Source organism: Streptomyces phaeoluteigriseus (assembly GCF_001896135.2).
Taxonomy (GTDB): Bacteria; Actinomycetota; Actinomycetes; order Streptomycetales; family Streptomycetaceae; genus Streptomyces; species Streptomyces phaeoluteigriseus.
The window spans coordinates 267103-284837 of record NZ_MPOH02000011.1 but is presented as its reverse complement, the minus strand read 5'-3'; the positions used below and the strand labels follow the sequence as shown (position 1 = coordinate 284837).

Annotated in this window: 7 protein-coding genes and 2 pseudogenes; 6 read left to right on the top strand and 3 right to left on the bottom strand. The window is 67.7% G+C overall.

Features of this window, described 5'->3' with window-relative positions:
* Positions 1–35: 35 nt before the first annotated feature.
* Positions 36–191: pseudogene (locus tag BM536_RS42740) on the bottom strand (DUF397 domain-containing protein); the annotation flags it as partial.
* 36 nt (positions 192–227) lie between these two features.
* Positions 228–659: pseudogene (locus BM536_RS12395) on the bottom strand (helix-turn-helix domain-containing protein); the annotation flags it as partial.
* 175 nt (positions 660–834) lie between these two features.
* Here BM536_RS12395 and BM536_RS12390 point away from each other — a divergent pair.
* The 5 genes from BM536_RS12390 to BM536_RS12370 are packed head-to-tail and all read left to right on the top strand — an operon-like array spanning position 835 to position 13413.
* Positions 835–2127 (top strand): DUF262 domain-containing protein, encoded by a 1293-nt coding sequence (locus BM536_RS12390; protein WP_079274848.1) that lies wholly within the window; start codon positions 835–837, stop codon positions 2125–2127.
* Positions 2124–3311 carry an AAA family ATPase gene (locus BM536_RS12385; RefSeq protein ID WP_069769918.1) on the top strand — a complete coding sequence of 396 codons (1188 nt, stop codon included), beginning with the start codon at positions 2124–2126 and terminating at the stop codon, positions 3309–3311. Before BM536_RS12390 ends, BM536_RS12385 begins: the two co-directional genes overlap by 4 nt.
* 31 nt (positions 3312–3342) lie before the next feature.
* Positions 3343–4308 carry a hypothetical protein gene (locus tag BM536_RS12380; protein ID WP_073490840.1) on the top strand — a complete coding sequence of 322 codons (966 nt, stop codon included), beginning with the start codon at positions 3343–3345 and terminating at the stop codon, positions 4306–4308.
* A 52-nt stretch (positions 4309–4360) separates the two neighbouring features.
* Positions 4361–11131 carry a DEAD/DEAH box helicase gene (locus tag BM536_RS12375; protein WP_094102925.1) on the top strand — a complete coding sequence of 2257 codons (6771 nt, stop codon included), beginning with the start codon at positions 4361–4363 and terminating at the stop codon, positions 11129–11131.
* Positions 11128–13413, top strand: a complete 2286-nt coding sequence (locus BM536_RS12370) for a UvrD-helicase domain-containing protein (RefSeq protein ID WP_073490842.1) — start codon at positions 11128–11130, stop codon at positions 13411–13413. The genes BM536_RS12375 and BM536_RS12370 overlap by 4 nt, the downstream gene beginning before the upstream one ends.
* A 701-nt stretch (positions 13414–14114) precedes the next feature.
* Here the strand turns inward: BM536_RS12370 and BM536_RS40310 are convergent.
* On the bottom strand, positions 14115–15581 hold the full coding sequence (locus BM536_RS40310; RefSeq protein WP_143650909.1) for a carbon-nitrogen hydrolase family protein: 1467 nt from the start codon (positions 15579–15581) through the stop codon (positions 14115–14117).
* Between BM536_RS40310 and BM536_RS12365 the strand changes: the two genes are divergently transcribed.
* Positions 15580–17445, top strand: coding sequence for an ROK family transcriptional regulator (locus BM536_RS12365; RefSeq protein WP_079274849.1), 1866 nt, complete (start codon positions 15580–15582; stop codon positions 17443–17445). The two genes, BM536_RS40310 and BM536_RS12365, sit on opposite strands and share 2 nt — an antisense overlap.
* Positions 17446–17735 lie beyond the last annotated feature (290 nt).

Sequence of the window (17735 nt, the reverse complement as noted above, 5' to 3'; positions counted from 1 at the left end):
GTCGGACGGATCCGGCATGGGGCGGGGCGTGAAGGTCAGCTCTGGGCGGCGTAGTTGACGAAGTCGTTCCACGCGGTGGGGGAGAGGGCGAGTTCGGGGCCCTGCCGGTTCTTGGAGTCCCGGACGTGGGTCGCCTGAGTGCACCGCGCCACCTCGACGCAGTCGTCACCGTTGGAACCGCTGTAGCTGCTCTTGAACCAGGCCCGTTCGTCGATGCTGCTCATGGCGCTCCTCGAAGTTGCTTCAGCAGCCGTCACCGCCCGCGCGTACGCCTCCGTCTGCAACAGGCCCGGAATCACCCGGCAGTCATAGGTCCACAGGGTCACCGCCTGGGCCTCCAGCCGCGCCCACTGGCGGAACCAACTGGCCAGCCTCGCCTGCCGCGTAAGATGCGGCTCGGCTTTCCGCACAGCACCGGTGTTGCCCGTCGCCACCTCCCCGCGCTCCACGAAGTCGCGGTCGGGCATGCGGCGCCCCAGCTCGACCGAGGCCACCGTGTGCTTCGAGAAGCGGACCAGGTCGGCGAACTCCTCGCGGCTGAGGCCCGCGTTTTCCCGTAAGGCCTGGACGACGGCGCCGAAGGTGCGCAAACTGTCCGAGACCCCGGGCTCGCCGCAGCTTCCCGCGCCCGCCCCGCCGTCCGTGTTCTCGTAGGCCACCACAGGCCACCTCCCGCGCTCCGGTCACGCCGTACCGCTTCTGACTCGCTACGGTCATCGCCGAACTGGACCTGCCGGGCTGACCGGCCCGGACCGTCGCGCTGACATGCCGTAAGGCCCATCTATAGGCTGGGTCGGGAACGGCATCGAGCGGCGGCGGAAGGCAGCGGGGACCATGACGGACCTGGAGGACAGCGCCGACGGCCGGGGCGTCGGACGGAACCGGGAGGCAGGAGCCCGAAGGTACGCAGTGGCGGGGGACGTCGACGAGCCGGACGCGCTCCTCCTGCCGCTGGGCGCGCCGCTCGAAATCGGGTCTGACGGCCGGCCGACCGGCGTGGAGCTGGAGCTCCCTGACGACGAGGACGAGGACGGCGGGGACTTCGGCGACTCCGACGGCGGCTTTGCCCTGTTCCGGCCCGAAAGCATCAGGATCCAGACGGAAAGCACCACGGTCGACCTGCTGCTGTCCCGGCTGAGGGAGGGCATGATCGACCTCGCGCCGGACTTCCAGCGCAGGGCCGGTATCTGGAGCGACCGCGCGCAGAGCCGTCTGATCGAGTCACTGCTGCTGCGCATCCCGATCTCCACCGTCTACATGGCCCAGGACGACGAGGACAAGTGGGCCGTGGTGGACGGCGTCCAGCGGCTCACCGCCATCGCGCGGTTCATGGAGCCTGGGCTCACCGGCCTCCGTCCGCTGGTTCTGAGGGGCCTGGACTACTTGCGGGACTTCAACGGCAGCTCGTACCAGAACCTGACCGGGCGGCTGAAGATCCGGCTGCGCGAGACCCAGCTCACCGTGCACGTTCTGCAGCACGGCACCCCGGAGGCCGTCAAGTACAACGTGTTCTCCCGGATCAACACCGGCGGCACGCCTCTGACGCCGCAGGAGCTGCGGCACGCGCTGGTGCGGGGGCCGGTCCGGACGTTCCTCGCCGACCTGGCCAAGGATCCGGCGTTCGGTGAGGCCACCCGGTGGAGCGTGTCCGACGAACGGATGGCCGACCGGGAGATGGTGCTCCGCTTCCTCGCCTTCCGCGAGAGTATTCCGGCCAGGCACGAGGAGAAGGACTTCGACAAGTTCCTCATCGACGCGATGCACAAGGTCAACGCGCTCACCGACGAGCGCCGGGAACAGCTGGCACGGGAGTTCCGGGTGGCCATGCGGTGCGCGCGTGACCTGTTCGGTGACCATGCCTTCCGCAAGTGGCGTGGAGGGAAGCGCAGTTCTCCCGCCATCAACAAGGCGCTGTTCGAGACGATCTCCGTCGAACTCGCGCTACTTGATGATCAGGAGAGGGACAGGCTGGTAGCGTCTCGGGAGAAGGTGATCGACAGGTTCGTCGAGCTCATGGGCGACTGGGACTTCGACCGGTCGATCTCCGTGGGCACCGGAGGCCCGGCGAAGATCCGCACCAGATTCACGTACGTGGCAGGACTGTTCCGAGGGGTGGCCGAACAGTGATCGACCGTCTGACGCTGCACAACTTCAAGGCGTTCCAGGACGCGTCACTGCCGCTGGGCCCTCTCACCCTCCTCACCGGACTCAACTCGTCCGGCAAGAGCAGCGTCCTCCAGTCGATCGCGCTGCTGCGCCAGTCATACGAGGCGGGTGACCTCGACGTCTCCCGGCTCCTGCCCGAGGCGCGACGGGCCGGATTCCTGGGCGAAGTCGGCAACCAGGGCTTCCTACTCAAGGGCGAACTCGTCGGCCTCGGCACCGGGGACGACGTCCTGCACGAGGACTTCACCGAGGAAGAGCCGCTGATCGGACTCGGCGTAGACGAGGGGCCGTACCACTACAGCTGGACCGTCGCGTACGAGGCCGAGCAGAACCTGCTGCCCCTGCGGGACGTGGAGTCGCCGCTCACCTCGGAGGGGGCCGCCGCCCCCACCGGACCCGAGGCCGTGACGCCCTCGTTCCTCACCGCTCCCTTCCAGTACCTGCACGCAGACCGGATCTCGCCCGCCGAGTTCTACCCGCGCGACCACCACGCCGTCATGGGGCGCGGCTTTCTCGGCGTACGCGGCGAACACACCGTCAACTTCCTGCGCATCCACGCCAGTGACACGGTTCCGGCGGGCCCGTTGCGCCATCCGGGGGCCGAGTCGGACCAGTTGCGCCACCAGGTCGCCGCCTGGATGGGCGATCTCTGCCCCGGCGTGGACATCGAGGCGGAGGCCATCAAGGGCGCCGATGCGGTGAGCCTCTCGTACGGGTTCCAGGGCTCGCTGGGCGCCACCAAGCGGCGCCGTCCCAGTAACGTCGGATTCGGCCTCACCTACGTCCTGCCGATCGTGGTCGCCTGCCTCACCGCCCGGCCCGGCTCCCTGGTTCTCCTGGAGAACCCGGAGGCGCATCTCCACCCGATGGGGCAGACCCGGATGGCGGAGCTGGCCGCGGCGACCGCCGCGCAGGGCGCCCAGGTGATCATGGAGACGCACAGCGACCACGTCGTCAACGGGGTGCGGCTCGCGGTGAAGAAGGGGCGGATCACGCCCGGCCAGGCGGTGTTCCACTACTTCCGTGGGGACGGCACCGGCGTGGAGGTCGTCAGCCCGCAGGTCAACGCGGACGGCAAGCTCGATCAGTGGCCCGCCGGATTCTTCGACGAGTTCGAGAACACGCTCGACCAGCTCATCGGCTGACACTGCACGGATCGTGGCGGAGGGGGGACACATGCCGCACCTGTTTCTGAACGAGAGGTCCTGCGGAATCACAGCCGACCCGGACCGGGTCAACCGTGCCATGAACGAGATGGTCGCGGCGGTACTCGCCATGGCCCGTGCGGACCGGAAGGGCACGGCGCTGATCACCCACGCGGACAGCCTGCTGGTGTTGGAACTCGCTCGGGGACACTCGATCAGTAAGTGGATGGGCGCCCCGGGAACCGACAGGGATGCACGGGTGCTCCTGAAAGGACTCGATGACAAGTCGCCTTTCAGGACGGTCTTTCCCGAAGGCGAGACCTACTCCGGCCTCGAATACCGGCACGGCGGTGAGGCCGTGGAAGGGTTGGGCTGGGCGCATGAGCTGGGCGGAATCGGTATCTCCCTGCCTCTGGAAATGCGCTGGGACGTGGACCGGATCACCCTCGAACGGGAGGAACTCCTCGACGACGAGGACGGCGGTTCGGCGCTCACCGAGGTCGAGGTCCGGCACGCCGCACGCGCCGAGCACGTCGACACCCACCTGCCGTGGATCCGGCGTGGAGCGGACTCCGCCCGGCATAAGGCCGTCGAAGGCCTGCGGTCCGGCACCGAACTGTGGGGCCTGAAGTCGGACCTCTTCCCGCTCCTCCAGTTCACCCGCCAGGCCGAGCAGCACTTCGCCGAACTCCCCGAGGTATGGGTGCGGCCGGTGGGCGAGCGGCTTGGAGAACTCCAGGACGCCGTCAGCGACTGGGACCCGCGACAGCGGCCCATCTCGCCCCAGTGGCGTTCCTATGTCCGCACCGAGTTCGAGTCCCGCCGACGTTACTGCTGGTTCCCCGAGGACGACGGTAAGCAGGAGCTGTTCGACTGGCACTGCGAGTTCCTGCCGAAGCCGGGCCGTATGCACTTCCGGCTGCTCCACGACGAGCGCACCCTGCGCATCGCGTACGTCGGGCGGAAACTCGGCAAGGGAGGGGCCCCGATACCGTAGACCCTCGAACCGGTCCCGACCGGCCCCACCAGCACCAAGAAGGAGCGCGCGCGTGCGTCCCACCCTCGCCGCCGACCAGGTACGGGACAGTCTGAGCCAGTACCTCGCGACGACGTACGCGCTGGCCGACGAGAGCACGCGCCGCGCCCTGGAGAACTTCCTCGGCGACCCCGAGGACGGCATCTTCCGCGGGCCCTACCTCCGCGTCCGCACACCCTTCCGGCCCGCCGACGGCACGGACTGGAAGCGGCACCTGACCTGGTACCCCGACCTGACCCCGTACCGGCACCAGGAGCAGGCCTGGGAACGGCTGTCCACGCTGCACGGCCCGGCGCGGCCCACCCTCGTCACCACCGGCACAGGGTCCGGGAAGACCGAGTCGTTCCTGATTCCACTGCTCGACCACTGCTACCGCGCACGGCAGGCCGGCCGGGACGGCGTCAAGGCGATCCTGCTCTACCCCATGAACGCCCTCGCCACCGACCAGGCCCACCGCATCGGCGAGCGGCTCGGCGACCCCAAAGACACCCGGCTGCGCGACGCGGGCGTACGGGCCGCGCTCTACATCGGCGATACACCGTCGCAGGAGTTCAAGCAGGCCAACCCGACGATCACCGTTGACCGGGACGAGATCCGGCGCACCGTACCGGACATCCTGATCACCAACTACAAGATGCTCGACCTGCTCCTTCAGCGGCCCGAGGACCGGCGGCTGTGGCAGGATCCGGCGCTCACTTACGTGGTCCTCGACGAGTTCCACACCTACGACGGCGCCCAGGGCACGGACGTCGCGATGCTGTTGCGCCGCCTCGGGTCGGTCACCGGGCTCGCCGAACCCGGCCGCCCACTGGGGCCGGTCTGCCCCGTCGCCACGTCCGCCACCCTGGGGGAGAACGGCGCCGGCAACGGCCGGGTGGGAATGAGGGAAGTCGCCGAGCAGGTCTTCGGCGTACCGTTCCCGCCCGACGCGGTCGTGGGCGAGGACCGGCGCTCCACAAAGGACTTCACCGGCGAGAGCGACTTCAGCCTTCCGTTTCCCTCGCCCGAGGAGGTTGACGCCCTCGGCGACCCCACCCGTGACGCTGGCGTCATGGACGACCTCGTGGCCGAGTTCACCGGCCTGAGCGGACCGAGCCCCGAGGAACTCGGGGCCGTGCTGCGCCGCCACCGGCTGACCGCGGCCGTCCTGGAGATCCTCGACGGCACCCCGAAGACCCTCGCCGAGATCACCGAGGTACTGCCCCGCTACGCCTACCACTGGGGCGTGGCCGTACAGCAGCGCCCGCGTCTCGCCGCCCGCGCCCTCGCCCGCTACGTCGCCCTCCTGTCGTACGCCCGTGACCCGGAGCACCCTGGACGGCCGTTGCTGTCCATCGAGATCCACCACTGGGTGCGCTCCGTCTCACGCGTACTGCGCGGCATCGGCGTGGCGCGCGCCGAGTTCCGCTGGGACGACGAACGCGTGACTTCCCGCGGAGCCCTGACCCACAAGGACACGGGTCCGGCTGCCCGGCGCTCCCCGTACGACGGGGAGGAGCCCGCCGTACCGCTCGACGCCGCCGAGCAGGCAGCCGTACCCGCCGACGACAGCGCACCGCCGCCCGCCGAGGTCTTCCTGCCAGCCGTGTTCTGCCGCGAGTGCGGACGCTCCGGCTGGGCCGCGTACTCACCCGAGGTCGACCCCGCCGAACTCGACCTGAACGCCACGAAGATCCGCCGCGCCTCGGTCGGGCGTGACAAACGCCGAGTGCGCAACATGATCGCCGCAACCCCGCGGGAGGTGCACCAGGCGGCCTACGGGGCCGGACCCGAACGCCGACGCGGCGGATCCACCGTCATGGTCCTGGAAGGCAGCGGCGGGCGGCTGCGGCCCCTGTCGCCCGAGACCGATTTCACCGACGCGGAGGGTCCGGAAGGCGCGGACGGGCCGCGTCGGCCACGGGCCCTGCACAACGCCGCGTTCGTCCACGCCGACCTTGCGGGCGACCGGGCCGCCGAACGCGACCAGTGCCCCGCCTGCCACACCGCCAACTCCATCCGCTACCTCGGCACCGGCCTCGCTGCACTCGCCGCCGCCGCCATCACCCAGCTCTTCACCGGCGGCGAACTCGACAGGAACCTCAAGGAGAACAAGACCCTCCTCTTCAACGACTCCGTCCAGGACGCCGCCCACCGCGCCGGATACGTCGCCAGCCGCTCCTACACGTTCTCGCTGCGCGCCCTCCTCGCCAGCCGCATCGACGAGAACGAACCGATCACCCTGAACGACCTGGCCGCCGACCTGATAGAGGACGTCGTCGACAGCAAGGCCGTGCAGGCCGCCGTCATCCCGCCGGACCTGCACCCGGTGCGCGGCGTGGACACGCTGCTGTCCGGCCGCAGCCGCGGCTCCAGGCCCACGTGGGAACTGATCGCGCAGCGCCTGGCGTTCGCCACCGTCATGGAGTTCGGCCTGCGGTCCCGGCAGGGCCGCACCTTGGAACTCACCCGCACCGTCGCCGCCGACGTGCCCCTGACGGACCCCGATGCCGTGGCGGACCTCGTACGGGAGCTCCTGCTCACCACACCCGGAGAGATCGCCTTCGCGGACGGGTCGGTCCCCGGGCCCGACCAGTACGTCGGATTCGTGCGCGGTCTGCTGGAACGCATGCGCATCCGGGGTGCCGTCCGGCACGCCTGGCTGGACCCCTGGCTGGACCAGGCCGGGGTGCGCCGGTGGGCGATCTGGGGCGGGCGCGAGACCGGGATGCCCGCCTTCCCCCGGGGCGTGTCCGCGCCCGCCTTCCTGCTCGGTACGCCGAAGCAGGGCAGCGAGGACTTCGACGTGCTCACCGGCCGCCTTGGCTGGTACCAGGACTGGGCCGTGCGCGCCCTCGGCCTGCGACCGGACACGGCCGCCGTCTTCCTCTCCCGGCTGCTGCCCGCGCTCGCCGACCTGGGCGTCGTTTCCGCACGCACCGCGCTCGACGGAGCAACCCGCGTCTACGGACTCCAGCCCGGCCACATCCACGTCCGCAAACTCGCCGACGACACCCTTCCCGATGCCACCGCGCACTGTCCGCAGTGCTTCTGGGAACAGACCGTCCACCCCGACCTCGCCGACCAGTGGCACGGCCTGCCCTGCCCCCGCTACCGCTGCGACGGCATCCTGAGGACCGGCCGCGACCTGGACAGCGGACTGCGCCAGCGGGACTTCACCGACGACTTCTACCGGCGCATGTACCGTGAGGCCGGCGTCTTCACCATCAACACCGCCGAGCACACGGGCGCCCTCAGCCGCGCCCGGCGCGAAGCGGTGGAGAAGGCCTTCCGTGACGGCATCGATGTCCACTACGCCAACCCGCAGGTGCTGTCCTGCACCCCCACCCTCGAACTCGGCATCGACATCGGCGACCTCTCGGCCGTCGTTCTCGCCTCCCTGCCCAAGGGCCCGGCCAACTACATCCAGCGCGTCGGACGGGCGGGCCGCGCCACCGGCAACGCCTACCTGCTGACCATGGTCGACCGGCGCCCGCGCGACCGCTACTACCTCGAAGACCCCCTGCTCATGATCGCCGGGGACGTCCTGCCGCCCGGCTGCTACCTGTCCGCCGCCGAGATCCTCCGCCGCCAGTACCTGGCCCACCTCCTCGACCTCGCGGGCGCCGGACGGCTCACCGCTCCCGACGGGACGCCCCTGCGGCCACTGCCGGCACGCGCTACCGAACTGTTCGGAACGTCGGCCTGGCAGGCCGAGTTCACCGAAGCCGCCCTCGCCGACGGCCCTCGGCTCGTACACGATTTCCTGGGCCTCTTCCCGTCGTACGACGAGACCCGCGGCACCGGCGTCGACCCGCAGGCCCGCGCGGCCCTCGTCACCTACGCCACCGACCCGGGCGAGGACGGAATCGGCGGTGCCCTGGAATCGGCGCGCCGACGCTGGGAGGACCGCCGCGCCGAACTCCAGCGCCGGACCGAGGCCATCGACCGGGCGCACGGACTGCTTGTCGCCGGCGACCCCGACCACGAACGGCAGGGCCGTGAATTGCGTGCCGAACGCCGGGACGTGGCACGCGTCGCCCGCGACATCGCCCGTACCACCGCGCACGGCGCGCTCGTCGATCTCGGTCTGCTGCCCAACTACAGCCTGATCGACTCCGCCACCGAACTCGAGGCCACTCTCACCTGGACCGAGAAGACCGCCGACGGCCGGCGCGAGAGCCACAACAAGACGATCCCTCACCGCCGTCCCGCCCGCCTCGCCCTCACCGAGTTCGCGCCCGGCAACAACTACTACGCGCAGGGCTACAAGCACCGCGTCACCGGACTAGACATCGGCAGCCCCGGCCGCCCGGCCTGGCTCTGGTGGCGGATCTGCCCCGACTGCGGCCATGTCCGCACCCACCGGGCCGAACAGGACGCCTCACTCTGCCCGCGCTGCCGCTCCGCGGCCATCGGAGACGTTGGCTGCCTGCACAAGGTGCTCGTACCGCGCCGCGTCACCTCCCGGGACGAACGCGACGACGTCCGCGTACGCGACGACAGCGACGAACGGGAGCGACGGCACTACACCGTCGTCCCCGCCGTCGACATCGACGCGCGCGATGTCGAACAGGCCTGGAAACACCACCACGTGACCTTCGGCTGGGAGTTCACGCGCCAGGCGCACATCCGCCACATCAACGTCGGAGCCACCCGGGTGGATGGCGGCACCGACACGGCCTTCGCCGGACGGGAGATCCGCCTCAACCCCTTCTGGGTGTGCGACGCGTGCGGCTTCGCCGACCCGGACGGCGGACCCGCCGCGCACGACGCGGGCGACACGTTCGCGACCGCCAAGTACCACCGGCCCTGGTGCCCCAGGCGGCGCGCCGATGCCGCTACAGCCCGAAGGGGCGAACGCGTCCTGCTCGCCCACGAACTCCGCACCGACGCCCTGCGCATCCTCATCCCCGCCGTCACCGCGTACACCCAGGAACGCCTCGCGTCCTTCAAAGCGCTGCTGCTGGCCGGTATCGCCCGCAGCTACGGCGGCGACCCCGACCACCTCGCCGTCGTCACCGACTCCATGCCCGACGAGGGCGGCGAGGCGGCGCATCGCCGCCATTTCCTCGTGCTGTACGACACCCTCCCCGGCGGCACCGGATATCTGCACCGCCTCGCCGGCCGGGACGGACTCAAGGGCGTTCTGGAGGACGCGCGCGCGGTCGTCGAGAACTGCGTATGCGTGACGCAGGGCCGGACCGCCTGCCACCGCTGCCTGCTGCGGCACGTCACCGACAGCGAGTACGAACTAGTCTCCCGCGAGCACGCCCTGGACATGCTGGGAGACCTGTTCGGCTGGACCGCCGACGGGTGGAGCGTCGAACCGGTCGCCACCACGCGGGACATCACCCTGGTCCACCAGGTGGAGAGTGAACTGGAGGCCCTCTTCCGGCGCGGGCTGCTGGAGTGGGCCGAGCGGGTGGACGACGTCAGCGTCCGCACCGCGCTCACCGCCGACGGCACCAGGGACACCACCCTGCGCTTCACCGCACCCGACGGAACCGTCCGCGGTTGGCGGATGGAGACCCAGATCCCGCTCGGCTTCACCCGGCCGGACGTGGTCTTCCGCAGCACCGACGACGACCGCCGCGTCGCCGTCTACCTCGACGGGTACCGCTACCACGCGAGCCCCGCGCACCTCACCGCCGAGGAGGACACGGCCAAGCGCACCCGGCTGCGCACGGAGGGCTGGCAGGTCTTCCAGCTCACCTGGGACGACGTGCGGGCCTGGACGGGCCAGGCCAGGCTGCCCGCCGACCCCGTGTGGAAGCCGTACCCGAACACAGCGCAGAAGGCGGCCATGGACGTCCACCGGCGCATGCACGCCGGAGACACCCGCGACCTGCCGCGTCTGATGTGGGCCAACCCGGTGGACACATTGATCGGCTACCTCACCGACCCCGACCCTGGCCTGTGGCGGCGGCGCACCCAGAGCACGCTCGCCGGCTTCGCCGCCGTATCGGCGACCAGCAGGGCCCTGGCCGACGGCGAGGACATCGCACGCAGGATCGGCGAGGCGCTGCATGGGCGGCGGCTCGCCGGGGGACAGGGCGCCGTCCAGGTCATGGCGACCCGGGACACGTCGGGATGCCCGCTCACCATCGTGCTCGACCTGCGCCGGGGACAGACCGGGGTGGTCTGGACGGCGCTGACCGTACTGGACGACGACACGGACACGGCCGCGGCGGACGAGGCCGCCCATCGCAGGCGCTGGCAGGCATGGCTGTACTGGAGCAACCTGCTCCAATTCCTCGACGTGGGCGAGGGCGACGGAGTTCAGCTCACGACGGGCATGCTGCCCGGATTCGACCCGGTCGAGCTGGCGGTCACCGGGGGAGCCGGATGGCTCACCTCGCAGCGCCGGGCGGACGAAGCGGCGGCGGACGGGCCGGTGCCGGAAACGGGCCGAGCGGGCGCCGCCGAGCAGCTCCCCTCGGGTGTACGCGATCCGGCCTGGGACGAGGTCATCGAGTTCCTCGTCGACGATCCCGGGCTGTCCGCACTCGCCGGGGATCTCGCCGACCGGGGCCTGCCCGCGCCGGAGGCCGGCTACGAGCTGGGAACAGCTGCCTGGCCCGCCGAACTCGCCTGGCCCGCTTCGCGCGTCGGTGTCGTCCTCGCTCACCGTCCGGACCCGGAGACCGGACGGGACGTCGACGCCGAACAACGGGACCGGGCCTACCGCAAGGCGGGCTGGCAGGTCCGTACCGCGACGGAATGGGACGCCGACGAACTCGCCCGGCTGGTGAACGGCGACGCACCCAGGGCGACGAACGAGCACGAGGAGAACGAGCGATGACGGTCACCGGCACGCCGAGGACGGGTGTGACCCTGCGCCTGCTCGACAAGGCCGACAAGGAAATCGTCAAACTGGACCGCGCGGTCCTCGGGGCGTTCTACAAGTTCCAGCATGACTTCCGCCGCAACCCCGATGCGCCCGGGTTCCAGCTCAAGCAGTTGGAAGGCCACGACCGGCTCTGGTCGGCGCGCGTCAACCGGGAGTGGCGGGCCCTGATGATCCGCCTCGGCGGCGACGACTGGCTGCTCGTCTCGGTCAAGCACCGCAGCCACGTCCACCAGAACCTGGACCGGTTCAACTACGGCATCAACCACATCACCGGCGCCATCGAGTACGTCGACCTCCAGGTTGTCGAGGAGGGCGCCCTCCGCCGTGAACTCACGCCGGAGCAGGTGGACATGCCGGGGCTCTCGGGCGTACCGGGGCCTTCGGGCGTACCGGAGCTGGCGGACAAACCCCTCTTCGCCGCGTACACCGACGAGCAGCTCGCGGACCTCGGCGTCGCCGGGCCGCTCATCCCGCTCGTCCGGAAGCTCACCACGGACGACGAACTGCTCGGTCTCGCCGAGTACGCCCCCCGCCACACCGGGGAAGTCCTCCTCCGGCTGCGCGACGGCGTCCCGTACCAGGAGGTCATGGAACAGGTCACCGCGCCCGTCGCCGTGACCGAGCCGGAGAAGAACCTCGACACCGACGACTGGCAGGCGGCGCTCGGCCGCTCCCAGACCGTGGTGATCACCGACGACGAGTCACTGCAGAGCATCCTGGAGGAGGGCGACTTCGGACGCTGGAAGGTCTTCCTGCACCCCACCCAGGAGAAGCTGGTCCACCGGCGCTACTCCGGCCCCGCGCGGGTCGGCGGCGGCCCGGGGACGGGCAAGACGATCGTCGCCCTCCACCGCGTGTGCCATCTGGTGCGACAGCTCCCGCCCGGCCGCACCAGGCCCGTCCTGCTCACCACGTTCAACCGGAACCTCGCCGCGGACCTGCGGTCCCGGCTGCTCTCTCTCGGTGGCCCCGAGGTGCTGGCCCGCGTCGACATCACCCATGTCGACCAGCTCGCCACCCGCATCGTCAGCGAGGCCGACCCGGGCAACGCGAAGCGGCGGATCGACGACACGGCCGCGCTGCGCGAGTGGCGGGCGCTGCTGGTGGAGGCCGGGGAGACCCGCTGGAGCGCCGAGTTCCTCAGCGACGAGTGGAACCAGGTGATCCTGGGCCAGGCGGTGACGTCCAGGCGCGAGTACTTCACCGTCCGGCGGGCCGGGCGGGGCCGCAGCGTCACCCGCGCCGAACGCGCCGGCATCTGGCAGCTCGCCGAACGCTTCACCCAACGTCTGGAGACCAGCGGACTGGAGACACACCGCCAGGTCGCGGAGCGCGCCGCCCGGCTGGAGGCCGCCCGCCGGGCCAGGATCGACCGGCTGTCGGAGGAACGCGAGGAACGCGGCGGTCTTGAGAACCGCCACGTCGAGGCCGGCTCCGGTGCCCGGCTGAACCACCGCTACCGGCACATCGTGGTCGACGAGGCCCAGGACCTCAGCCCCGCCCACTGGAAGATGCTGCGCGCCATGGCGCCCGCCGCACCCGACGACATCTTCCTGGTCGGCGACACCCACCAGCGGATCTACGACAACCAGGTCACCCTCGGCAGCCTGGGTGTCCACATCCGCGGCCGTTCCTCCCGACTGACCCTCAGCTACCGCACGACTCGGGAGATCCTCCGGGCCGCCGTCCGGGTCCTGGACGACGCCGACTACGACGACCTCGACGGCGACGTCGACACACTCGCCGGATACCGCTCGGTCCTCCACGGCCGGCCCCCGTCACTGCGCGGCGCCCGGAGCTGGGACGAGGAGATGGATCTCGTCGTGGAGCAACTGCGGGCCTGGCACGACGTCCCCCGCGAGTCCACGGCCATCTGCGTCCCGACCAACGACATGGTCACCCAACTGGCCGACCGCCTCACCCGCCGCGGCATCACGCCGACGGAAATCACACCGGACGGGCCGCGCGGCGACCAGGGCGTCCACATCGGCACCATGTACCGCTTCAAGGGACTGGAGTACCGCTGCCTGATCATCGCCGGGGTGGCCGAGGGGCTCGTTCCCCGCGCTTCCGTGGACGCGTGGGAACACACGGATCCGAGCCGTCATCAGCGAGAGCTGCACCGGGCACGCTCGCTGCTCTTCGTCGCGGCGACCCGTCCCCGTGACGCACTCGCCATCACCTGGCACGGCGAGCCGAGCCGCTTCCTGGCGCCGTTGCTTCCGCCCAGGTGAGGAGAGGTACGCCCTTCATCAACGTCGGAATGTCACCCCCAGCCCACGCAGTGCACTCGTTTCATTGGGCTGCAACACCGCTGCGCCCCGGTTGGCGCTCGCCAGAGGTTGGACCATAGCGGCCAGCAGCGCGTTCTTTTCCTGGCCAGCCGATTACGGTTGTGGCCTCGACTTCTTCTTGCCCTGGGTCTTGCCGGAGAACTGCGTTTTCCCTGCTCAGGGATGGTGGACTCGTACACCAGGCCGTCGTCGTTGGTCGTCATTGGCCACTGTTGAGCAACCCCGGACGGCCCAGGGACGGCCCAGCTTCGGCCCGATCGACTGACGGCCAGCAGCTTCGACACGCCCCGCCTGAACCTCAGCCGACGACAGTCAGCCACGACGAGTGCGCGTCGACCGACTAGGCGCGCGTGGCCTCGCTGCACCCCACCAGCCTCAGCCACGCTGCCGGTGCCGTCGACCAGAGCAACCGTGACGGCCAGCCCCTGACGACAACGCCTGAGCCATCAGTTTGGGAAGCTTGGGTGCTCCAAGGCTCGTTGCCTTACTGAGCTGCGGTTAGCAGTCGCGGGCTGCTGACGGATCGTTGAGTCAATCCCCGGCGTTCCCCGTGGTTCTCGTACGATCTGGCAGGCGTCTGGCACCGGCCACGCAAGCTCAGGCCTGCCGCCTTCTGCTGTTCGTTGAGGGCAAGCGATGTCTCACGGGACCCGAAGATCGATACAAACAACCGTTTCCGGGTGCACGCATTTCTTGATGGCGTGATGATATCGCCACTCTTCGGACTCGGAGTGCGGTCCTACAACTAGGGCAATATTAACGGGACCAGCTTTTCCTTGCGCACGCCCTACAACCAAGCTGTTCGCAACACATACCCAAGTACCTACCTGGAATACGTGCGGCTCGGCCCCTATCCGCTCCCATCCGCGCTTCCGCAATGGCTGCGAGAATACAGGGACAAATAGATGCGTTAGCCCGAACCTCTGCAAGTCGCTGCCGGATGCTGCAGGTCGACCAAGGTCTTCACATATCGATATGGCGATACGTCCAATATTGCACTCGCACACTATGGTGGAGAGTCCGTGCTGTATGTCTTCATAAGCCATTCCATTTCCGAGTTCACCCGCAAGGCCCCAAGAATGGATTTGACCGTCAGTTAGGGTAAATCCGTTGATTTTATCTTGTTGGAATACAGGTTGACCTGTGTATCGATGCAACAATACCGCCCGATTGGGGGGTGGGTCGGATGATGCACATGGGCCTGTCCCGGCCAAGATCCATCGCAACTGAGAGCCGTCCCGACGGGCGTTTCCAGCCGTCCTCTTCAACTCAGAAGCCCAGATCTTAAGCAAGTCCTCAGATAGTGAGCCTTCAGGCAGGATGGCAAGGATCGCGCCGCTTTCATCGAGAGATCGCAATACACGCTGCATTCGATTGCGTATTGGATGCGCTATTGGCGCCAAGCGATACCCATCTGTCCCATCAGGTCGATCCGTCCGAACAAATGAAACATCTGCCAGTGACCCCAACATGGGCGCAAAGGCAACTCTTACTGGCCCAGCGTTTGGGGGCGGTGCTGGGTCAACATCTTCTCCCGCTCGGATGAACTCAATTTTGCCGCTATCGTTAAGGAGTCGGATGAAATCGAATCCGTCGGCCTTCTTTTGCGGTCCTGGAGGACGGCCCGGCCTCGTAAGTTTAGGCACAAGGAGGCCTCGAACATCGTCACTATTCAGCCGACCGGTCCTCCGATACCTACTTCCAATTGATTCCATAGGTCCGAGTGCTCGGGAATCTGCGTCATCGAATTCGGGATGTACGGCGAGGAGAATTTTATTCAGGCCATTCAGTGCAGCCAGCAGTGATCGATCGCTGCGCGGCTGCAACATTGAAATGATTGCATCGATGTCCAGTCGGGCATCCCTGGAGAAATCGACGCGGAATTTCTCCGCCTCATCTCTAAAGCTCTTTTCTGCTGCCCATTGGGCGGCGTCGTAGCCAAGGAAGGGCTCTTCAGGAAGCTCGTCGTAGAGAATGGCGAAAAGATCTGCTGGATCCCGGGCTAGTCGATCTTTCTGCGCTACCAACACTTGACAAACACTTGCGAGAGGCGCAACCTGGCTGCTTACGACGTCGTCAGCGACCAGACGGACGACCTTGTCGCTCATGGCACACCTCGACAGCCGGAGTGATCAGACCATGTCGGAGAAGGAAACTCACCAAGCCGAGCTCAAGACCAATGCTAGTAGCGATTTTGCTGCGCGCACCTCGGAACTTGATCAACTCCTGAGCGAGTTGGAGACGGGTGCAGTGCCTTGGGCTGAAGGTGATCGTCGTGCGCTGGTGCGAGTCTTGATCGACGCCTCTCTGGATGGCGATGAGACAACACTTCGCACCGCACTTGACTGGCTACAGTGGGTATCTGCGTGCTCCGATGGTGAGGGAACTGACCCCCGCGGCCGACGTCAAGGTGAGATTGCTGGACTTGTTAGCGTCGCGCAGTACGGGTTGCGTCGCGCCCAAGCGATCACTTTGGCCCACAGCGTGGACCTGCGTGGTCTGCAAGGCGATTTTCTCCGGGCGGTAGCACGCGATCCCGGGTGCTCCAATTCGGACCTTGTCGAAGCTCTAAGCGGCATGGATGAGACCCAAGTGAGCCGCACAGGAGCACAGCTCGTAAAACTCGGAGTGGTGACCAAGCGTAAGATCGGGCGGCGCAATTTTTGGGACGTGAGCCCCAGAGGACGGGGCGTCTTGCGTAATGCCAAGGGTCTCGAAAAAAGAGGTGCGAGTCCACCCATTACTGCAACCGAGCCGGCTGTCTCAGACCGTGTGCTCGCGTCCACGCTTGAACTGGAGCAACTGCACCGTACTCCCACTCCTGCGGCAGTCGCTGAGCTAGCTAACTTGTCTGAGGACGCAACCGTATTGGCTAGTGCTTCACTAGTAAGCCATGGCTTGATGTCGCGCGATACCGGGCAGCCTGATGTTCTGCATATCAACGATGAGCACGTGAGTGCAATCGGAGTGAGCATCCGGCCAGACTCCATTTCGGGGGTCGTTACGGACGTGCGCGCCCGGAGTATCTCGTCGCCAAGGCAGAGAAGCCTGACCGGTCAAAGTGTCGAAACAGTAGTGTCCGAGATTGCGACGCTGGTGCAGGAGCTGAGAGCTGACATCAGTGCCGTAGGAACTCAAAAGCGGATTATCGGGCTAGGAGTCGAGCTCGCCGGACAAGTGGATACGGCCAAGGGGGAGGTAATCTTTTCTCCTGACTTGCATGAACGTGAAGGCGTATATTGGCGCGGTGTGCCGCTTGTTGCGGATCTTCAACAGCGCATCGGGCTGCCTACCGTCATTGAGAACGATGCAAATGCTCTTGCTGCGCATGAGCAATGGTTCGGGGACGGGGCCGGCGCTGAGGATCTTGTGGTCATCCTTATCGGTGACCGAGGTGTCGGCTCCGGAGTGGTATCGGGGAGGCAACTACTGCATGGGGCTCGCGGGGTCAGCGGCGAGATAGGGCACATGATAGTTTCCGATCTGCGGCGTGGGTGCAGGTGCGGGAATTACGGATGTCTTGAAACGGTAGTCAGTGCGGCAGGGATACGGGAGTCTGCCGGACTGAACTCTCCTCCGTTTGACTTGGCGCCGATAGCGCAAGCTGTCGATAGGGGTGAATCCTCAGCCATCGACGCCATTAAGATAGCCGGAGAGGCTCTCGGACGCGGCCTTTCATATGTATTTAATGTCGTGCGCCCTGGACTCGTAGTGGTTTTCGGTCCAAAGGAGTTGACTCAGCCTGATCTAGGTGTTCGCTCGGCATCGATCTTTCTGGGCGAAATGGAGAATTCCGCCAAATCTGGATCGTTTCCACGCGATACGATTGCTCCCAAATTTGCTTTGTATCCAGTCGACTCTTCTTTGGGGGCGCGTGGTGCAGCGGCAGCTCTCCTGCATCGCTTCATAACTCAGCCGAATCGTGCGCGTCTTGCCGAGATTGCCCTACGGGCCGACTACTCCGTTGGCTAGCGAGGTCAGGTCGGCGGAGCGGCTTTCGGCTGGAGCTGCTTTGGGGCGAGTGATCATGGCCCCTTAAGCTTCCGGCGCGTCGGGCAGTCTGTGGACCTGCCCGGTAAAGCACGACGTTGGGGCCGTGATCTTCGAGGCTCGCGCCAAAGTGCTCCGTAAACCCGTGGAGCCAACCGCCCCAGCCGCGACGTAGCCCTTCTCTGGCATTAGGTGGCTGATTGCTCTGAGAGCGCGGTACGGGCGCCGGCCGGGCTGGAGTGGGGCGGAGACAGGAGCGCAGGCCCGGCCGG